At 46.3% G+C, this 17,808-nt stretch carries 4 protein-coding genes, 8 tRNA genes and 7 rRNA genes; 6 read left to right on the top strand and 13 right to left on the bottom strand.

The features are described from left to right. Positions 1-23: 23 nt before the first annotated feature. The 6 genes from AC3CHU_RS02035 to AC3CHU_RS02010 all read left to right on the top strand — a co-directional run bounded on the left by AC3CHU_RS02035 (position 24) and on the right by AC3CHU_RS02010 (position 2,409). Positions 24-1,649 carry a methyl-accepting chemotaxis protein gene (locus AC3CHU_RS02035; RefSeq protein WP_054548447.1) on the top strand — a complete coding sequence of 542 codons (1,626 nt, stop codon included), beginning with the start codon at positions 24-26 and terminating at the stop codon, positions 1,647-1,649. Positions 1,650-1,884: 235 nt separating this feature from the next. Next, positions 1,885-1,960 (top strand) — tRNA-Phe (locus AC3CHU_RS02030). 56 nt (positions 1,961-2,016) lie between these two features. Beyond that, positions 2,017-2,092: transfer RNA gene (locus AC3CHU_RS02025), tRNA-Thr, on the top strand. Positions 2,093-2,116: 24 nt separating this feature from the next. Then, positions 2,117-2,192, top strand: a tRNA-Asn gene (locus AC3CHU_RS02020). 36 nt (positions 2,193-2,228) lie between these two features. Then, positions 2,229-2,304, top strand: a tRNA-Thr gene (locus AC3CHU_RS02015). Positions 2,305-2,333: 29 nt separating this feature from the next. After that, positions 2,334-2,409 (top strand) — tRNA-Asn (locus AC3CHU_RS02010). Between the two features lie 349 nt (positions 2,410-2,758). Here AC3CHU_RS02010 and AC3CHU_RS02005 read toward each other — a convergent pair. From AC3CHU_RS02005 to AC3CHU_RS01945, 13 genes are all read right to left on the bottom strand, one after another. Continuing rightward, complete coding sequence (locus tag AC3CHU_RS02005) at positions 2,759-3,154, bottom strand: DUF2391 family protein (protein ID WP_017079303.1); 396 nt, start codon at positions 3,152-3,154, stop codon at positions 2,759-2,761. A gap of 1,023 nt (positions 3,155-4,177) precedes the next feature. Continuing rightward, positions 4,178-4,254 (bottom strand) — tRNA-Asp (locus AC3CHU_RS02000). Positions 4,255-4,284: 30 nt separating this feature from the next. After that, positions 4,285-4,400: ribosomal RNA gene (gene rrf / locus AC3CHU_RS01995) — 5S ribosomal RNA — on the bottom strand. Between the two features lie 42 nt (positions 4,401-4,442). Beyond that, a tRNA-Thr gene (locus AC3CHU_RS01990) sits at positions 4,443-4,519 on the bottom strand. A gap of 73 nt (positions 4,520-4,592) precedes the next feature. Further along, a 5S ribosomal RNA gene (gene rrf, locus AC3CHU_RS01985) occupies positions 4,593-4,708 on the bottom strand. Positions 4,709-4,805: 97 nt separating this feature from the next. After that, positions 4,806-7,698, bottom strand: a 23S ribosomal RNA gene (locus AC3CHU_RS01980). A gap of 390 nt (positions 7,699-8,088) precedes the next feature. Then, a 16S ribosomal RNA gene (locus AC3CHU_RS01975) occupies positions 8,089-9,643 on the bottom strand. Positions 9,644-10,056: 413 nt separating this feature from the next. After that, positions 10,057-10,172, bottom strand: a 5S ribosomal RNA gene (rrf, locus tag AC3CHU_RS01970). Between the two features lie 98 nt (positions 10,173-10,270). Continuing rightward, positions 10,271-13,164, bottom strand: a 23S ribosomal RNA gene (locus AC3CHU_RS01965). 390 nt (positions 13,165-13,554) lie between these two features. Further along, positions 13,555-15,109, bottom strand: a 16S ribosomal RNA gene (locus AC3CHU_RS01960). Together the 16S, 23S and 5S rRNA genes with 2 tRNA genes alongside form the textbook arrangement of a ribosomal RNA operon. A gap of 621 nt (positions 15,110-15,730) precedes the next feature. Further along, positions 15,731-16,984: a cyclic di-GMP phosphodiesterase gene (locus AC3CHU_RS01955; protein ID WP_054548294.1), complete on the bottom strand. Its 1,254-nt coding sequence runs from the start codon at positions 16,982-16,984 to the stop codon at positions 15,731-15,733. 83 nt (positions 16,985-17,067) lie between these two features. Further along, positions 17,068-17,475 (bottom strand): VOC family protein, encoded by a 408-nt coding sequence (locus tag AC3CHU_RS01950; protein ID WP_488524994.1) that lies wholly within the window; start codon positions 17,473-17,475, stop codon positions 17,068-17,070. 245 nt (positions 17,476-17,720) lie between these two features. Next, a tRNA-Leu gene (locus tag AC3CHU_RS01945) sits at positions 17,721-17,805 on the bottom strand. Positions 17,806-17,808: the final 3 nt, after the last annotated feature.

The raw sequence follows: 17,808 nt of genomic DNA, 5'->3' as shown, positions 1-17,808 counted from the left end.
ATTGAATCGCTACGCAGGAAAATATGAAATTAAAAACGCAAGCTTACTTATTATCGGGCATCATCTTGATCGCTCTGCTGGCGCTAACTGCTACTGGTTTATGGACCTTGAGAGTCGCTAGTAACATGGACAACAAAGCTCGTGTGACAGAACTATTTAAGAGCGCATACAGCATTCTTACTGAAGTCGAAAAAATGGCGATTGATGGCACATTAGAAGAACAGCAAGCTAAACAACTTGCTACTCGCCTACTACGTAACAACATCTATAAAGACAATGAATATGTCTACGTCGCAGATGAGAACATGACGTTTGTCGCGACACCATTAGATCCTCAACTACACGGAACCAGCTTTAACGACTTTAAAGATGGCGACGGCAATAGTGTGGGTCAGCTAATCCAAAGAGTACTTGGCAATCGCACTGGCCAGATCATTGAGTACACCTGGACACAAAAGCTTCCAGACGGAACGATTGAAGAAAAACAGTCTATTGCAGAGAAGACCCCGCATTGGGGTTGGGTTGTCGGCACAGGTATCGGCTTCAATGAAGTTAACGCGCGTTTCTGGTCAACGGCTCAATGGCAATTGTTTCTATGTGTCGTGATTGCTGGCCTTATTTTATCAAGCCTAATTGTATCCATTAAACGCATGTTAACGCTTCTTGGCGGCGAACCTAAAGATGTAAGAGAAGCTGTACAAGCAGTAGCACAAGGTCGCATTCAAACCTATTTCGAAACTCAGGCAACAGACGGCAGTATCTACCACGCCGTACAACAAATGAGTAAGTCACTGGCTGAGTTGGTATCAAACCTTGACGCTTCAATGCTGGCATTAAGGGGCGAACTGCAACGCGTAGAAGATCGTGCTGGGGCAATTGCTCAGCTAACAGAGACACAACAGCAATCAACAGAGATGATCGCAACAGCAATGACCGAGATGGCCTCTTCAGCCAACAATGTTGCTGATTCAGCGGGTGATACTGCGCGTAATACTGACGAAGCTGATAAACAGAGCCAACATACTCAGCAGTTAATTCACAACACGGTAGATAACATTCAAGGTCTAGCAGGCCAACTAGGAACTGCCAGTGAAGCCGTCGCTAACCTAGATAGCGATGTACATAACATCGTTAAGGTCTTAGACGTCATCGGTGATATTGCAGAACAAACTAACCTTCTAGCGCTAAATGCGGCAATTGAAGCTGCGCGCGCTGGTGAACAAGGCCGCGGATTTGCGGTTGTGGCTGATGAGGTTCGTAACCTTGCAGGTCGAACACAATCAAGCACGAAAGAAATCCAGCTAATGATCAATAACCTTCAAGAAGGCTCTCGTAACGCAATAAAAACTATGGAAGTGTGTGCGACGACCAGTGAAAGCACCGTAACAGAGTCCCAGAATGCCTCTGAAGCTCTACAACAGATTGTTATCGCATTAGAGTCTATTTCATCGATGAGTCATCAAATCGCGACAGCCGCCGCTGAGCAGACTCAGGTGAGTGACGATATTTCGAAGCGTATCAATATGATCGAAGAAAGTGGCAACCAACTGAGTAATGTGGTGACAGAAAGTCATAACAGCACTCAAACTCTCACCTCCCTTTCTAACGAATTAGAAGCTTGGGTTAATAGGTTTGAAGTAAAACACTAAACTCTCGAGTAAATTCTTAAATATAAAAGCACGTTTTCATACGTGCTTTTTTTGTTTCGGTGCCTATTCAGTCCAGTTAACCGTAGTTTCAGTATCTTTTAGAGCATGCTAGACCTAGGTTTTTAGCCCCAAACGAACAAAAACAATCCACTAAGTATAGAAAAACATCAAACGATACTTTTTTTGCAATTTAATGTTGACCCAGAACGCGAAAACACGTTTAATACACCTCGTCGCCCGGATAGCTCAGTCGGTAGAGCAGAGGATTGAAAATCCTCGTGTCGGTGGTTCGATTCCGCCTCCGGGCACCACAATTTATTTGTTGGTGTCCTAGACAACAACAGTAAAGCACAAAGAAATATTATGTGCCGACTTAGCTCAGTAGGTAGAGCAACTGACTTGTAATCAGTAGGTCACCAGTTCGACTCCGGTAGTCGGCACCATTTCTTTAAAGCTTTAAGAATAATTCCCCTTTAGTTCAGTTGGTAGAACGGCGGACTGTTAATCCGTATGTCGCAAGTTCAAGTCTTGCAAGGGGAGCCAAGTTAATCATCAAGCATAAGCTTTTTGATTCATGATGCCGACTTAGCTCAGTAGGTAGAGCAACTGACTTGTAATCAGTAGGTCACCAGTTCGATTCCGGTAGTCGGCACCATTCTCTTGATTAGAGACTAAACAATCAATTCCCCTTTAGTTCAGTTGGTAGAACGGCGGACTGTTAATCCGTATGTCGCAAGTTCAAGTCTTGCAAGGGGAGCCAATTAGAAAAGGCCGCATCATTGATGCGGCCTTTTTGCATTTAAAGATCCGAACTCATCCATACCAGTCTACTCACCTTTTACTACCTCATTTAATTCGAAAACCAACACTTTTAATGCTCTTCTAAAGCAATCAGACTTTTCTCTTTAATTCCGCTCAAGCTATCACAAGAACAAACTTGTCACTCTTGCAAGAAGCCAGTCATCACGAAGGGCTACTTTCGTTATCTATAGAAGTGCTCTGCTGAGAAATTCTAGTCGTAATGGGGGCGGGAATTAAAAGCTAAATAATGAATTCAAATAAGCTCTAGAAAGGCTCTGTTGGTTGCTTAAATTGAAATGACATACGACTCACTCTTTATCGAAACTATCCACTACAATCGCTCCCATAGACGCTGGCATAGAAATAACAATTACCCTTTTGATAGATACAATTGGATCGCTTAATAAAGGAAGCTTGTCCAAACAAGTCAGCACCAAAGCAACAACCAATGCAGTCATCACATAAGCAATAACAATTCTGAAAATAAACACTGGCAACCGAGCGACAATATCTTTCTGAAATACACTCTCATACGTGTAAAAGCCCAGGAATACAGCAGACAATAGAAACAACAACAGCAAGTTAGCTGTGGGCAAAGTCTCTCCTAACTTCCACGCTTCTTCAGAAAAAGAAATCGGCACGGCCAAAGCAAAAGATCCTACAAAGATCTGGCTCGCATCTTCAAAGTTAAAGCTTAATTTCATAATTCGACCCATTAGGTTTTAAGGCTTTATCTATTTTTAAAATAATCACAAAATTATCTGCCGATGATTTGGGGAATTTTCTATTCTTACCAAGCAACAGAAATGACAATTCTTAGCTTAATATTAGTCGTAATAACTTAAACATAGCTTGAACTAACCAGCAAGAAATCAATATGTTCAGAGTAAAAGCGGTGAAACAACTAATTCATATCGAGTCAACAAGCACATCAGAATCGAAGAAATACCGGCAAACATCCTAAGATACCAGTACCTAGAACCAGAGAACCTCAATCAGTTGGGTGATAAACATCACTGCACGGATCGGGGGATAGTCTATTTCTTAGCTTATATATCCTTCCAGCATCACTTGGGGAGCTCAACCTAGCGACTCTCACCTTCAAACTGAATCTAGTCCGCTTTCCCCCTTTGAGATGCTTCAAACAGGGTGCTCAATACAATTAAGATTGGTTTAAGTTTAATGCATAGCAAGAGCATGAAATCGAATCATTAAGGGCTCTAGCGTTCTTAGCAGAAGTCCCCATGATGGAGTCCTAATTACACACCAGAACTATCCTCTAGATTCACAGATAGAACAGATAGAACAGAAGTCAGGTTTCCTAGACAAAGATCTATTAACTAATACTTGAGGAGGGCTCCAAGCAATGAGCAAGCAGGATGAGTTGTAATGCTTGTATAGTTTCAGGTATTGAATTGGGGCGCTGAGTCAGAACAGTCTCATTAGACTAACTTACAACGTCGTATGGCTCGAGTATTTGATTAGTAAGCTTAAAGATCTGCGTGCGTTTGAAGTCATTCTTGTATCAAACCACAATTGGAATCAGAAATGATGTGATTCTAGTCGTAGGATTGGGATTTCTGATAAGTGACGGAATTATGGGGACGCGTTGGCTAGGAGTTATGGTTTACGGGAAACCTTATGTGGAAGTCATTAGATGGAAGGGCGAAACACTATAATTTAGATGTAAAAAAGCCCCGCTATTTCTAGCGAGGCTTCTAAATAAGTGGCGGAGTGGACGGGACTCGAACCCGCGACCCCCGGCGTGACAGGCCGGTATTCTAACCAACTGAACTACCACTCCGCAGTGTCTATTCAGCATAATGCAATTTAAGCCTGACGATGTCCTACTCTCACATGGGGAAACCCCACACTACCATCGGCGCTATTGTGTTTCACTTCTGAGTTCGGCATGGAATCAGGTGGGTCCACAATGCTATGGTCGTCAAACAAATTCTGTTGTCAACTTGATTAATCAAATCAACTAAATAGTGGTGCTGATACCCAGACTCGAACTGGGGACCTCACCCTTACCAAGGGTGCGCTCTACCGGGCTGAGCTATATCAGCAATTCAGGAGTCGTTTAAAAAACGATTCTGAAAACTTTTGTCTTCACTTTTAAAAAGTGAAAATAAATTTAAAGCCTGGCGATGTCCTACTCTCACATGGGGAAACCCCACACTACCATCGGCGCTATTGTGTTTCACTTCTGAGTTCGGCATGGAATCAGGTGGGTCCACAATGCTATGGTCGCCAAGCAAATTTTAAAATTCGGAAAGCTTATCTAAAAGTATTTCTCTTCAAACGCATTCAAGGTCTGGTACTTCTGAGTCCACAAAACCCCTTGGGTGTTGTATGGTTAAGCCTCACGGGCAATTAGTACAGGTTAGCTCAATGCCTCGCAGCACTTACACACCCTGCCTATCAACGTCGTAGTCTACGACAACCCTTTAGGACACTTATAGTGCCAGGGAAAACTCATCTCAAGGCTCGCTTCCCGCTTAGATGCTTTCAGCGGTTATCGATTCCGAACTTAGCTACCGGGCAATGCCATTGGCATGACAACCCGAACACCAGAGGTTCGTCCACTCCGGTCCTCTCGTACTAGGAGCAGCCCCTTTCAATTTTCCAACGCCCACGGCAGATAGGGACCGAACTGTCTCACGACGTTCTAAACCCAGCTCGCGTACCACTTTAAATGGCGAACAGCCATACCCTTGGGACCGACTTCAGCCCCAGGATGTGATGAGCCGACATCGAGGTGCCAAACACCGCCGTCGATATGAACTCTTGGGCGGTATCAGCCTGTTATCCCCGGAGTACCTTTTATCCGTTGAGCGATGGCCCTTCCATTCAGAACCACCGGATCACTATGACCTGCTTTCGCACCTGCTCGAATTGTCATTCTCGCAGTCAAGCGGGCTTATGCCATTGCACTAACCACACGATGTCCAACCGTGTTTAGCCCACCTTCGTGCTCCTCCGTTACTCTTTGGGAGGAGACCGCCCCAGTCAAACTACCCACCAGGCACTGTCCGTAATCCCGATTCAGGGACCAACGTTAGAACATCAAAACTACAAGGGTGGTATTTCAAGGACGACTCCACCACATCTAGCGACGCGGTTTCATAGTCTCCCACCTATCCTACACATGTAGGTTCAATGTTCAGTGCCAAGCTGTAGTAAAGGTTCACGGGGTCTTTCCGTCTAGCCGCGGGTACACTGCATCTTCACAGCGATTTCAATTTCACTGAGTCTCGGGTGGAGACAGCGTGGCCATCATTACGCCATTCGTGCAGGTCGGAACTTACCCGACAAGGAATTTCGCTACCTTAGGACCGTTATAGTTACGGCCGCCGTTTACCGGGGCTTCGATCAAGAGCTTCGACCGAAGTCTAACCCCATCAATTAACCTTCCGGCACCGGGCAGGCGTCACACCGTATACGTCATCTTACGATTTTGCACAGTGCTGTGTTTTTAATAAACAGTTGCAGCCACCTGGTATCTGCGACTCTCGTCTGCTCCATCCGCAAGGGACTTCACTGATAAGAGCGTACCTTCTCCCGAAGTTACGGTACCATTTTGCCTAGTTCCTTCACCCGAGTTCTCTCAAGCGCCTTGGTATTCTCTACCCGACCACCTGTGTCGGTTTGGGGTACGATTCCTTACAATCTGAAGCTTAGAGGCTTTTCCTGGAAGCATGGCATCAATGACTTCACTACCGTAGTAGCTCGACATCGTATCTCAGCGTTAAGAAAGTCCGGATTTACCTAAACTTTCCGCCTACGTACTTGAACCTGGACAACCGTCGCCAGGCCCACCTAGCCTTCTCCGTCCCCCCATCGCAATTGTAAGAAGTACGGGAATATTAACCCGTTTCCCATCGACTACGCCTTTCGGCCTCGCCTTAGGAGTCGACTTACCCTGCCCCGATTAACGTTGGACAGGAACCCTTGGTCTTCCGGCGAGGGAGTTTTTCACTCCCTTTATCGTTACTCATGTCAGCATTCGCACTTCTGATACCTCCAGCAGCCCTTACAGACCACCTTCAACGGCTTACAGAACGCTCCCCTACCCCACATACCCTAAGGTATGTAGCCGCAGCTTCGGTGTATAGCTTAGCCCCGTTACATCTTCCGCGCAGGCCGACTCGACCAGTGAGCTATTACGCTTTCTTTAAATGATGGCTGCTTCTAAGCCAACATCCTGGCTGTCTGAGCCTTCCCACATCGTTTCCCACTTAGCTATACTTTGGGACCTTAGCTGGCGGTCTGGGTTGTTTCCCTCTCCACGACGGACGTTAGCACCCGCCGTGTGTCTCCCGGATAGTACTTACTGGTATTCGGAGTTTGCAAAGGGTTGGTAAGTCGGGATGACCCCCTAGCCTTAACAGTGCTCTACCCCCAGTAGTATTCGTCCGAGGCGCTACCTAAATAGCTTTCGGGGAGAACCAGCTATCTCCAGGTTTGATTGGCCTTTCACCCCTAGCCACAAGTCATCCGCTAATTTTTCAACATTAGTCGGTTCGGTCCTCCAGTTGATGTTACTCAACCTTCAACCTGCCCATGGCTAGATCACCTGGTTTCGGGTCTAATCCTAGCAACTGTACGCCCAGTTAAGACTCGGTTTCCCTACGGCTCCCCTAAACGGTTAACCTTGCTACTAAAATTAAGTCGCTGACCCATTATACAAAAGGTACGCAGTCACACCACGAAGGTGCTCCTACTGCTTGTACGTACACGGTTTCAGGTTCTATTTCACTCCCCTCACAGGGGTTCTTTTCGCCTTTCCCTCACGGTACTGGTTCACTATCGGTCAGTCAGTAGTATTTAGCCTTGGAGGATGGTCCCCCCATATTCAGACAGGATATCACGTGTCCCGCCCTACTCGTTTTCACTGATTATGAGATGTCGACTACGGGGCTATCACCCTTTACTGCGGCACTTTCCAGAGCCTTCGTCTGTCTCATTAAAAGCTTAAGGGCTAATCCAATTTCGCTCGCCGCTACTTTCGGAATCTCGGTTGATTTCTCTTCCTCGGGGTACTTAGATGTTTCAGTTCCCCCGGTTTGCCTCCTGTTGCTATGTATTCACAACAGGATACGTGCTTATGCACGTGGGTTTCCCCATTCAGGAATCCCAGACTCAAAAGGTTATTACTACCTAATCTGGGCTTATCGCAAGTTATTACGCCTTTCATCGCCTCTGACTGCCAAGGCATCCACCGTGTACGCTTAGTCACTTAACCATACAACCCGAAAGGGTTTCTATTTGCTTTCACTTTAAAAAGTGAAGACAAATAAGCGTATGGCAACTAACCAAGGTTTTTGGTTGTCATCAAGAAGGGTTAATTCTTGATGACTGTTTGCCGGACTCAATTGTGAATCAATGTAAACATTGATTCGAATACAAGACACTTGAATGTGTTTGTTGTGTTTATCTAATGAAAGATAAACATTGAGAACTTTTAAATTTGATTGAATTACTCGTAAGTAAATCAATCAGTCAGCTTTCCAAATTGTTAAAGAGCATAAAGCAAAAAGCTTTAATCAATAACTTGCGTTATTAATTAAAGCTCTGGCTTTAACTAAATCTAAACCATCAATCTGTGTGGACACTCATCGTAAGTATCTTCGTATAAGGAGGTGATCCAGCCCCAGGTTCCCCTAGGGCTACCTTGTTACGACTTCACCCCAGTCATGAACCACAAAGTGGTGAGCGTCCTCCCCGAAAGGTTAAACTACCCACTTCTTTTGCAGCCCACTCCCATGGTGTGACGGGCGGTGTGTACAAGGCCCGGGAACGTATTCACCGTGACATTCTGATTCACGATTACTAGCGATTCCGACTTCATGGAGTCGAGTTGCAGACTCCAATCCGGACTACGACGCACTTTTTGGGATTCGCTCACTATCGCTAGCTTGCTGCCCTCTGTATGCGCCATTGTAGCACGTGTGTAGCCCTACTCGTAAGGGCCATGATGACTTGACGTCGTCCCCACCTTCCTCCGGTTTATCACCGGCAGTCTCCCTGGAGTTCCCGACATTACTCGCTGGCAAACAAGGATAAGGGTTGCGCTCGTTGCGGGACTTAACCCAACATTTCACAACACGAGCTGACGACAGCCATGCAGCACCTGTCTCAGAGTTCCCGAAGGCACACCTGCGTCTCCGCTGGCTTCTCTGGATGTCAAGAGTAGGTAAGGTTCTTCGCGTTGCATCGAATTAAACCACATGCTCCACCGCTTGTGCGGGCCCCCGTCAATTCATTTGAGTTTTAATCTTGCGACCGTACTCCCCAGGCGGTCTACTTAACGCGTTAGCTCCGAAAGCCACGGCTCAAGGCCACAACCTCCAAGTAGACATCGTTTACGGCGTGGACTACCAGGGTATCTAATCCTGTTTGCTCCCCACGCTTTCGCATCTGAGTGTCAGTGTCTGTCCAGGGGGCCGCCTTCGCCACTGGTATTCCTTCAGATCTCTACGCATTTCACCGCTACACCTGAAATTCTACCCCCCTCTACAGCACTCTAGTTCACCAGTTTCAAATGCAGTTCCGAGGTTGAGCCCCGGGCTTTCACATCTGACTTAATGAACCACCTGCATGCGCTTTACGCCCAGTAATTCCGATTAACGCTCGCACCCTCCGTATTACCGCGGCTGCTGGCACGGAGTTAGCCGGTGCTTCTTCTGTTGCTAACGTCAAGATGTGCAGCTATTAACTACACACCCTTCCTCACAACTGAAAGTACTTTACAACCCGAAGGCCTTCTTCATACACGCGGCATGGCTGCATCAGGCTTTCGCCCATTGTGCAATATTCCCCACTGCTGCCTCCCGTAGGAGTCTGGACCGTGTCTCAGTTCCAGTGTGGCTGATCATCCTCTCAGACCAGCTAGGGATCGTCGCCTTGGTGAGCCATTACCTCACCAACTAGCTAATCCCACCTAGGCATATCTTGACGCGAGAGGCCCGAAGGTCCCCCTCTTTGGCCCGTAGGCATTATGCGGTATTAGCCATCGTTTCCAATGGTTATCCCCCACATCAAGGCAATTTCCTAGGCATTACTCACCCGTCCGCCGCTCGACGCCCATTAACGCACCCGAAGGATTGTTAGTGTCGTTTCCGCTCGACTTGCATGTGTTAGGCCTGCCGCCAGCGTTCAATCTGAGCCATGATCAAACTCTTCAATTTAAGATTTTGTGACTCAACGAATACTGACTTCAAAACTAATATTCATGTAAACATGAACATGTAATTCTAAAGCTATTACCATTCCAACAGAATGGTAATGAATTGACTGTGCCAAAATTAAGTAAACTTAACTTTGTATTGGTCACTCAGTTCATTGAAATCAAGTTTGTTACCGAAGTAACTGTTACTACCTAAGTAATAACGTTTTGATATTCATCAACGAGTGCCCACACAGATTGATAGGTTTAAATTGTTAAAGAGCCTGTTCTCTAAAAAGAGAACGCTTTCAGTGCCTTAGCACTTAAGCAGGACGCGTATAATACGCTTTCCACTTTGAAAGTCAACATAAAACTCTAAGAAAACTTAGAACTCTATGGTGACTTGTCTAAAAACTAGACAAAGTCGAAATTAAAGCCTGGCGATGTCCTACTCTCACATGGGGAAACCCCACACTACCATCGGCGCTATTGTGTTTCACTTCTGAGTTCGGCATGGAATCAGGTGGGTCCACAATGCTATGGTCGCCAAGCAAATTTTAAAATTCGGAAAACTGATTTAAAAGTTATATCTCTTCAAACGCATTCAAGGTCTGGTACTTCTGAGTCCACAAAACCCCTTGGGTGTTGTATGGTTAAGCCTCACGGGCAATTAGTACAGGTTAGCTCAATGCCTCGCAGCACTTACACACCCTGCCTATCAACGTCGTAGTCTACGACAACCCTTTAGGACACTTATAGTGCCAGGGAAAACTCATCTCAAGGCTCGCTTCCCGCTTAGATGCTTTCAGCGGTTATCGATTCCGAACTTAGCTACCGGGCAATGCCATTGGCATGACAACCCGAACACCAGAGGTTCGTCCACTCCGGTCCTCTCGTACTAGGAGCAGCCCCTTTCAATTTTCCAACGCCCACGGCAGATAGGGACCGAACTGTCTCACGACGTTCTAAACCCAGCTCGCGTACCACTTTAAATGGCGAACAGCCATACCCTTGGGACCGACTTCAGCCCCAGGATGTGATGAGCCGACATCGAGGTGCCAAACACCGCCGTCGATATGAACTCTTGGGCGGTATCAGCCTGTTATCCCCGGAGTACCTTTTATCCGTTGAGCGATGGCCCTTCCATTCAGAACCACCGGATCACTATGACCTGCTTTCGCACCTGCTCGAATTGTCATTCTCGCAGTCAAGCGGGCTTATGCCATTGCACTAACCACACGATGTCCAACCGTGTTTAGCCCACCTTCGTGCTCCTCCGTTACTCTTTGGGAGGAGACCGCCCCAGTCAAACTACCCACCAGGCACTGTCCGTAATCCCGATTCAGGGACCAACGTTAGAACATCAAAACTACAAGGGTGGTATTTCAAGGACGACTCCATCACATCTAGCGACGCAATTTCATAGTCTCCCACCTATCCTACACATGTAGGTTCAATGTTCAGTGCCAAGCTGTAGTAAAGGTTCACGGGGTCTTTCCGTCTAGCCGCGGGTACACTGCATCTTCACAGCGATTTCAATTTCACTGAGTCTCGGGTGGAGACAGCGTGGCCATCATTACGCCATTCGTGCAGGTCGGAACTTACCCGACAAGGAATTTCGCTACCTTAGGACCGTTATAGTTACGGCCGCCGTTTACCGGGGCTTCGATCAAGAGCTTCGACCGAAGTCTAACCCCATCAATTAACCTTCCGGCACCGGGCAGGCGTCACACCGTATACGTCATCTTACGATTTTGCACAGTGCTGTGTTTTTAATAAACAGTTGCAGCCACCTGGTATCTGCGACTCTCGTCTGCTCCATCCGCAAGGGACTTCACTGATAAGAGCGTACCTTCTCCCGAAGTTACGGTACCATTTTGCCTAGTTCCTTCACCCGAGTTCTCTCAAGCGCCTTGGTATTCTCTACCCGACCACCTGTGTCGGTTTGGGGTACGATTCCTTACAATCTGAAGCTTAGAGGCTTTTCCTGGAAGCATGGCATCAATGACTTCACTACCGTAGTAGCTCGACATCGTATCTCAGCGTTAATGAAAGTCCGGATTTACCTAAACTTTCCGCCTACGTACTTGAACCTGGACAACCGTCGCCAGGCCCACCTAGCCTTCTCCGTCCCCCCATCGCAATTGTAAGAAGTACGGGAATATTAACCCGTTTCCCATCGACTACGCCTTTCGGCCTCGCCTTAGGAGTCGACTTACCCTGCCCCGATTAACGTTGGACAGGAACCCTTGGTCTTCCGGCGAGGGAGTTTTTCACTCCCTTTATCGTTACTCATGTCAGCATTCGCACTTCTGATACCTCCAGCAGCCCTTACAGACCACCTTCAACGGCTTACAGAACGCTCCCCTACCCCACATACCCTAAGGTATGTAGCCGCAGCTTCGGTGTATAGCTTAGCCCCGTTACATCTTCCGCGCAGGCCGACTCGACCAGTGAGCTATTACGCTTTCTTTAAATGATGGCTGCTTCTAAGCCAACATCCTGGCTGTCTGAGCCTTCCCACATCGTTTCCCACTTAGCTATACTTTGGGACCTTAGCTGGCGGTCTGGGTTGTTTCCCTCTCCACGACGGACGTTAGCACCCGCCGTGTGTCTCCCGGATAGTACTTACTGGTATTCGGAGTTTGCAAAGGGTTGGTAAGTCGGGATGACCCCCTAGCCTTAACAGTGCTCTACCCCCAGTAGTATTCGTCCGAGGCGCTACCTAAATAGCTTTCGGGGAGAACCAGCTATCTCCAGGTTTGATTGGCCTTTCACCCCTAGCCACAAGTCATCCGCTAATTTTTCAACATTAGTCGGTTCGGTCCTCCAGTTGATGTTACTCAACCTTCAACCTGCCCATGGCTAGATCACCTGGTTTCGGGTCTAATCCTAGCAACTGTACGCCCAGTTAAGACTCGGTTTCCCTACGGCTCCCCTAAACGGTTAACCTTGCTACTAAAATTAAGTCGCTGACCCATTATACAAAAGGTACGCAGTCACACCACGAAGGTGCTCCTACTGCTTGTACGTACACGGTTTCAGGTTCTATTTCACTCCCCTCACAGGGGTTCTTTTCGCCTTTCCCTCACGGTACTGGTTCACTATCGGTCAGTCAGTAGTATTTAGCCTTGGAGGATGGTCCCCCCATATTCAGACAGGATATCACGTGTCCCGCCCTACTCGTTTTCACTGATTATGAGATGTCGATTACGGGGCTATCACCCTTTATTGCGGCACTTTCCAGAGCCTTCATCTGTCTCATTAAAAGCTTAAGGGCTAATCCAATTTCGCTCGCCGCTACTTTCGGAATCTCGGTTGATTTCTCTTCCTCGGGGTACTTAGATGTTTCAGTTCCCCCGGTTTGCCTCCTGTTGCTATGTATTCACAACAGGATACGTGCTTATGCACGTGGGTTTCCCCATTCAGGAATCCCAGACTCAAAAGGTTATTACTACCTAATCTGGGCTTATCGCAAGTTATTACGCCTTTCATCGCCTCTGACTGCCAAGGCATCCACCGTGTACGCTTAGTCACTTAACCATACAACCCGAAAGGGTTTCTATTTGCTTTCACTTTAAAAAGTGAAGACAAATAAGCGTATGGCAACTAACCAAGGTTTTTGGTTGTCATCAAGAAGGGTTAATTCTTGATGACTGTTTGCCGGACTCAATTGTGAATCAATGTAAACATTGATTCGAATACAAGACACTTGAATGTGTTTGTTGTGTTTATCTAATGAAAGATAAACATTGAGAACTTTTAAATTTGATTGAATTACTCGTAAGTAAATCAATCAGTCAGCTTTCCAAATTGTTAAAGAGCATAAAGCAAAAAGCTTTAATCAATAACTTGCGTTATTAATTAAAGCTCTGGCTTTAACTAAATCTAAACCATCAATCTGTGTGGACACTCATCGTAAGTATCTTCGTATAAGGAGGTGATCCAGCCCCAGGTTCCCCTAGGGCTACCTTGTTACGACTTCACCCCAGTCATGAACCACAAAGTGGTGAGCGTCCTCCCCGAAAGGTTAAACTACCCACTTCTTTTGCAGCCCACTCCCATGGTGTGACGGGCGGTGTGTACAAGGCCCGGGAACGTATTCACCGTGACATTCTGATTCACGATTACTAGCGATTCCGACTTCATGGAGTCGAGTTGCAGACTCCAATCCGGACTACGACGCACTTTTTGGGATTCGCTCACTATCGCTAGCTTGCTGCCCTCTGTATGCGCCATTGTAGCACGTGTGTAGCCCTACTCGTAAGGGCCATGATGACTTGACGTCGTCCCCACCTTCCTCCGGTTTATCACCGGCAGTCTCCCTGGAGTTCCCGACATTACTCGCTGGCAAACAAGGATAAGGGTTGCGCTCGTTGCGGGACTTAACCCAACATTTCACAACACGAGCTGACGACAGCCATGCAGCACCTGTCTCAGAGTTCCCGAAGGCACACCTGCGTCTCCGCTGGCTTCTCTGGATGTCAAGAGTAGGTAAGGTTCTTCGCGTTGCATCGAATTAAACCACATGCTCCACCGCTTGTGCGGGCCCCCGTCAATTCATTTGAGTTTTAATCTTGCGACCGTACTCCCCAGGCGGTCTACTTAACGCGTTAGCTCCGAAAGCCACGGCTCAAGGCCACAACCTCCAAGTAGACATCGTTTACGGCGTGGACTACCAGGGTATCTAATCCTGTTTGCTCCCCACGCTTTCGCATCTGAGTGTCAGTGTCTGTCCAGGGGGCCGCCTTCGCCACTGGTATTCCTTCAGATCTCTACGCATTTCACCGCTACACCTGAAATTCTACCCCCCTCTACAGCACTCTAGTTCACCAGTTTCAAATGCAGTTCCGAGGTTGAGCCCCGGGCTTTCACATCTGACTTAATGAACCACCTGCATGCGCTTTACGCCCAGTAATTCCGATTAACGCTCGCACCCTCCGTATTACCGCGGCTGCTGGCACGGAGTTAGCCGGTGCTTCTTCTGTTGCTAACGTCAAGATGTGCAGCTATTAACTACACACCCTTCCTCACAACTGAAAGTACTTTACAACCCGAAGGCCTTCTTCATACACGCGGCATGGCTGCATCAGGCTTTCGCCCATTGTGCAATATTCCCCACTGCTGCCTCCCGTAGGAGTCTGGACCGTGTCTCAGTTCCAGTGTGGCTGATCATCCTCTCAGACCAGCTAGGGATCGTCGCCTTGGTGAGCCATTACCTCACCAACTAGCTAATCCCACCTAGGCATATCTTGACGCGAGAGGCCCGAAGGTCCCCCTCTTTGGCCCGTAGGCATTATGCGGTATTAGCCATCGTTTCCAATGGTTATCCCCCACATCAAGGCAATTTCCTAGGCATTACTCACCCGTCCGCCGCTCGACGCCCATTAACGCACCCGAAGGATTGTTAGTGTCGTTTCCGCTCGACTTGCATGTGTTAGGCCTGCCGCCAGCGTTCAATCTGAGCCATGATCAAACTCTTCAATTTAAGATTTTGTGACTCAACGAATACTGACTTCAAAACTAATATTTACCGAAGTAAACATGTAATTCTAAAGCTATTACCATTCCAACAGAATGGTAATGAATTGACTGTGCCGAATAATTTCTTTCTACAAGAGAAAGTCGTTAAACGTATTGGTCACTCAGTTCATTGAAATCAATTTGTTACCTAAGTAACTGTTTTATCCAAAGGATAAAACGTTTTGATATTCATCAACGAGTGCCCACACAGATTGATAGGTTTAAATTGTTAAAGAGCTTCACTTATTGAGCGTTCCTTTTAAGTAAGGAGCCTCTCTAAGTGGACGGCCATTCTAGCGTTTTAATTCTCAGTGTCAAACACTTATTGGGAATTAATTTCTACTTTTTAAAAGTAGGAGCGATTAAACGCTTTAAGCTAGTTGCCTTACCAACATTCTGCGCTGAAGCCTTGTGGCGTCTGCCGTGTCAGTGAGGCGGCATTATAGAGATGCAGCTCTTATTGGCAAGCATTAAATGCGTTTTTTATTGAAAAAAGAGGTTAAGCGAAGACATTTCAACCAAGGGCTTATTTATACCACTTTCAACCCAAGTTTCGAACAAATTACCCACAACACCCTGTGGATAACTACTCACCATTATCAAAAAAGTAAGATAAACGAGCCCTAGGGTTTAGATATTCTCTAACTTGTTCCGGTAACTTACTTGGATGAACTGCATTGACAATTTTTATCTCTTTACTAAAGAGGTCAATGATCGGGGCTTGGGTTCTTGGCACGCTAGGATCATAGATCAGTACATTCGGGTAAAGCATGTGTTTAGCATTAACTGAAATCACTATTCCAATTGATTCATTTGAAAGCTGCACGACAGTGCCCGGTGGGTACACTCCCATAAACTTGACTAACAGACTCAAGTTATCCTGACTATATAGGTGTTTGCAGTTCTTATATAAATGAGAGAGTGCTAAGTAAGGGATCTTCTGCTGGGATTGCGCTTTACTGTGGCAAAGGTTATCAAATGCATTTGCTACCGCGACTATTTTTGCAAACTCATCTATACCATCTTCAGTTAAGCCTTCTGGATAACCCGAACCGTCATTCATTTCGTGATGCTGACCAATAACTCTCTTCGCACTGTCAGGAAAACCCTCAATAGCCGTGACTATATCTACCCCATACTTAGTATGAAGTTTGAGATAATTCGCCTCTGGCACAGTCAAAGCTGCCTGCTTTCTTAGTATCGCTACGGGTATCTTTATTTTACCTATATCGTGAAACAACGCGGCAAATGAAAGGTCTTTCAACTGTTGCGTATTGTAGCCTTTTGCTTTACCAATCATTAACGCAACAACAGAGACATTTAATGTATGGAAGTAAATGTCTTCAAAGTCAGCTTTTGCATTCATGAGATGCAAGGTTACGTTATCGTCACTCACTAGCGTTTCAACAATATCATCAACAAGAGCTTTAACCTCCCCTACCGCATCTAATGGGCGATTACGGATTTTGGTCATCACAGAACGCATTCGGGCAAGCGAACGTTCGAACTCTTTCTCGCAATGACTCACCCTACGACGGTAAGAGCTTAGAGTTTCGATACGCTCATGCTTATCTTTCCACATTCTTTCCGCTTCAAGACTTACTTGTAAATCAGTATCAAGGTCTTGTTCACTCACATGGTTAGCGGGTAAAGGTGATGTATCGCTTTGGTTCGGATTTATATAGACGTGCTTAATCCCAAGATGTCGAATTACTTGTACTTGAGCGTCATCTTTGATTTTAAAGCTGTTAAGTAGAAATGGGTGTTCATTCCATTTTACTGGGAGTCGTACATGTAGACCGGGCTGAATGCGATCTACGGTAATCTTTATGCTGCCCATTTTTATATATAATATTGATCAATAATCTCTATTTATAATTCTAATAAAACCGAGCAACAATTTCACTATCCAATTTCACAGGTTCAACTTAAAGAATCACAGTGCACCATCCAACGTATGCCGAACTTATCTTCCACTTTGCCAAACCGAGCTCCCCAAAACGTATCCGCTAAAGGTGTCATTATTCGCCCACCTTGCTTCAGGTTTTCAAAGATGTGCTCTTGAGTCGCGGTATCCTCAGTAACAAGGGAGAGAGCGAGGTTGTTACCTTCGAGCTCTTTCGCTTTAACACCATCAGACATCATCAGCTTCATACCAAACGCTTCAAACTCAGCATGCATAATCCAATCAGGTTGAGCTCCCTCTATTACTTGTGGCGCATCACTAAAAAGTTGTTTCGATAAAACTACACCGCCAAAACATTTATGATAAAAATCCAACGCTTCGTTACAACGGCCATCAAAAAACAAGTAAGGGGTTACTGTCAGCATATATCTCTCCTCTATTATTTCTTTAAACATAGACAATAGATGAGAGAATGGTAGGTAACATCATGATTTAAGATGATTAATTTATTAAGGAATCGAATTGCGAAGGGAAACGGTGAGATTTATGAATGAAACACCAAGATCTGACTGATTGAAAAACCGTTCCTGCCGTTAAAACAAAGGTAAGCTTTTCTAGTCTCCAGATACAACAAAGCCCCGACTTGAGTCGAGGCTTTGTCATTTAAATATGGTACCGGTAGGCGGACTTGAACCGCCACGCCCGAAGGCAACGGATTTTGAATCCGTCGTGTATACCAATTTCACCATACCGGCATT

Source organism: Vibrio sp. QJM3NY_39 (genome assembly GCF_057785895.1).
This window is presented reverse-complemented; position numbering and strand designations above follow the sequence as displayed.

Excerpts from the sequence above, each read along its gene's own strand:
- AC3CHU_RS02005 (WP_017079303.1), bottom strand. The coding sequence starts at position 3,154 with ATGAAATTAAGCTTTAACTTTGAAGATGCGAGCCAGATCTTTGTAGGA.
- AC3CHU_RS02035 (WP_054548447.1), top strand. The coding sequence starts at position 24 with ATGAAATTAAAAACGCAAGCTTACTTATTATCGGGCATCATCTTGATC.
- AC3CHU_RS01950 (WP_488524994.1), bottom strand. The coding sequence starts at position 17,475 with ATGCTGACAGTAACCCCTTACTTGTTTTTTGATGGCCGTTGTAACGAA.
- AC3CHU_RS01955 (WP_054548294.1), bottom strand. The coding sequence starts at position 16,984 with ATGGGCAGCATAAAGATTACCGTAGATCGCATTCAGCCCGGTCTACAT.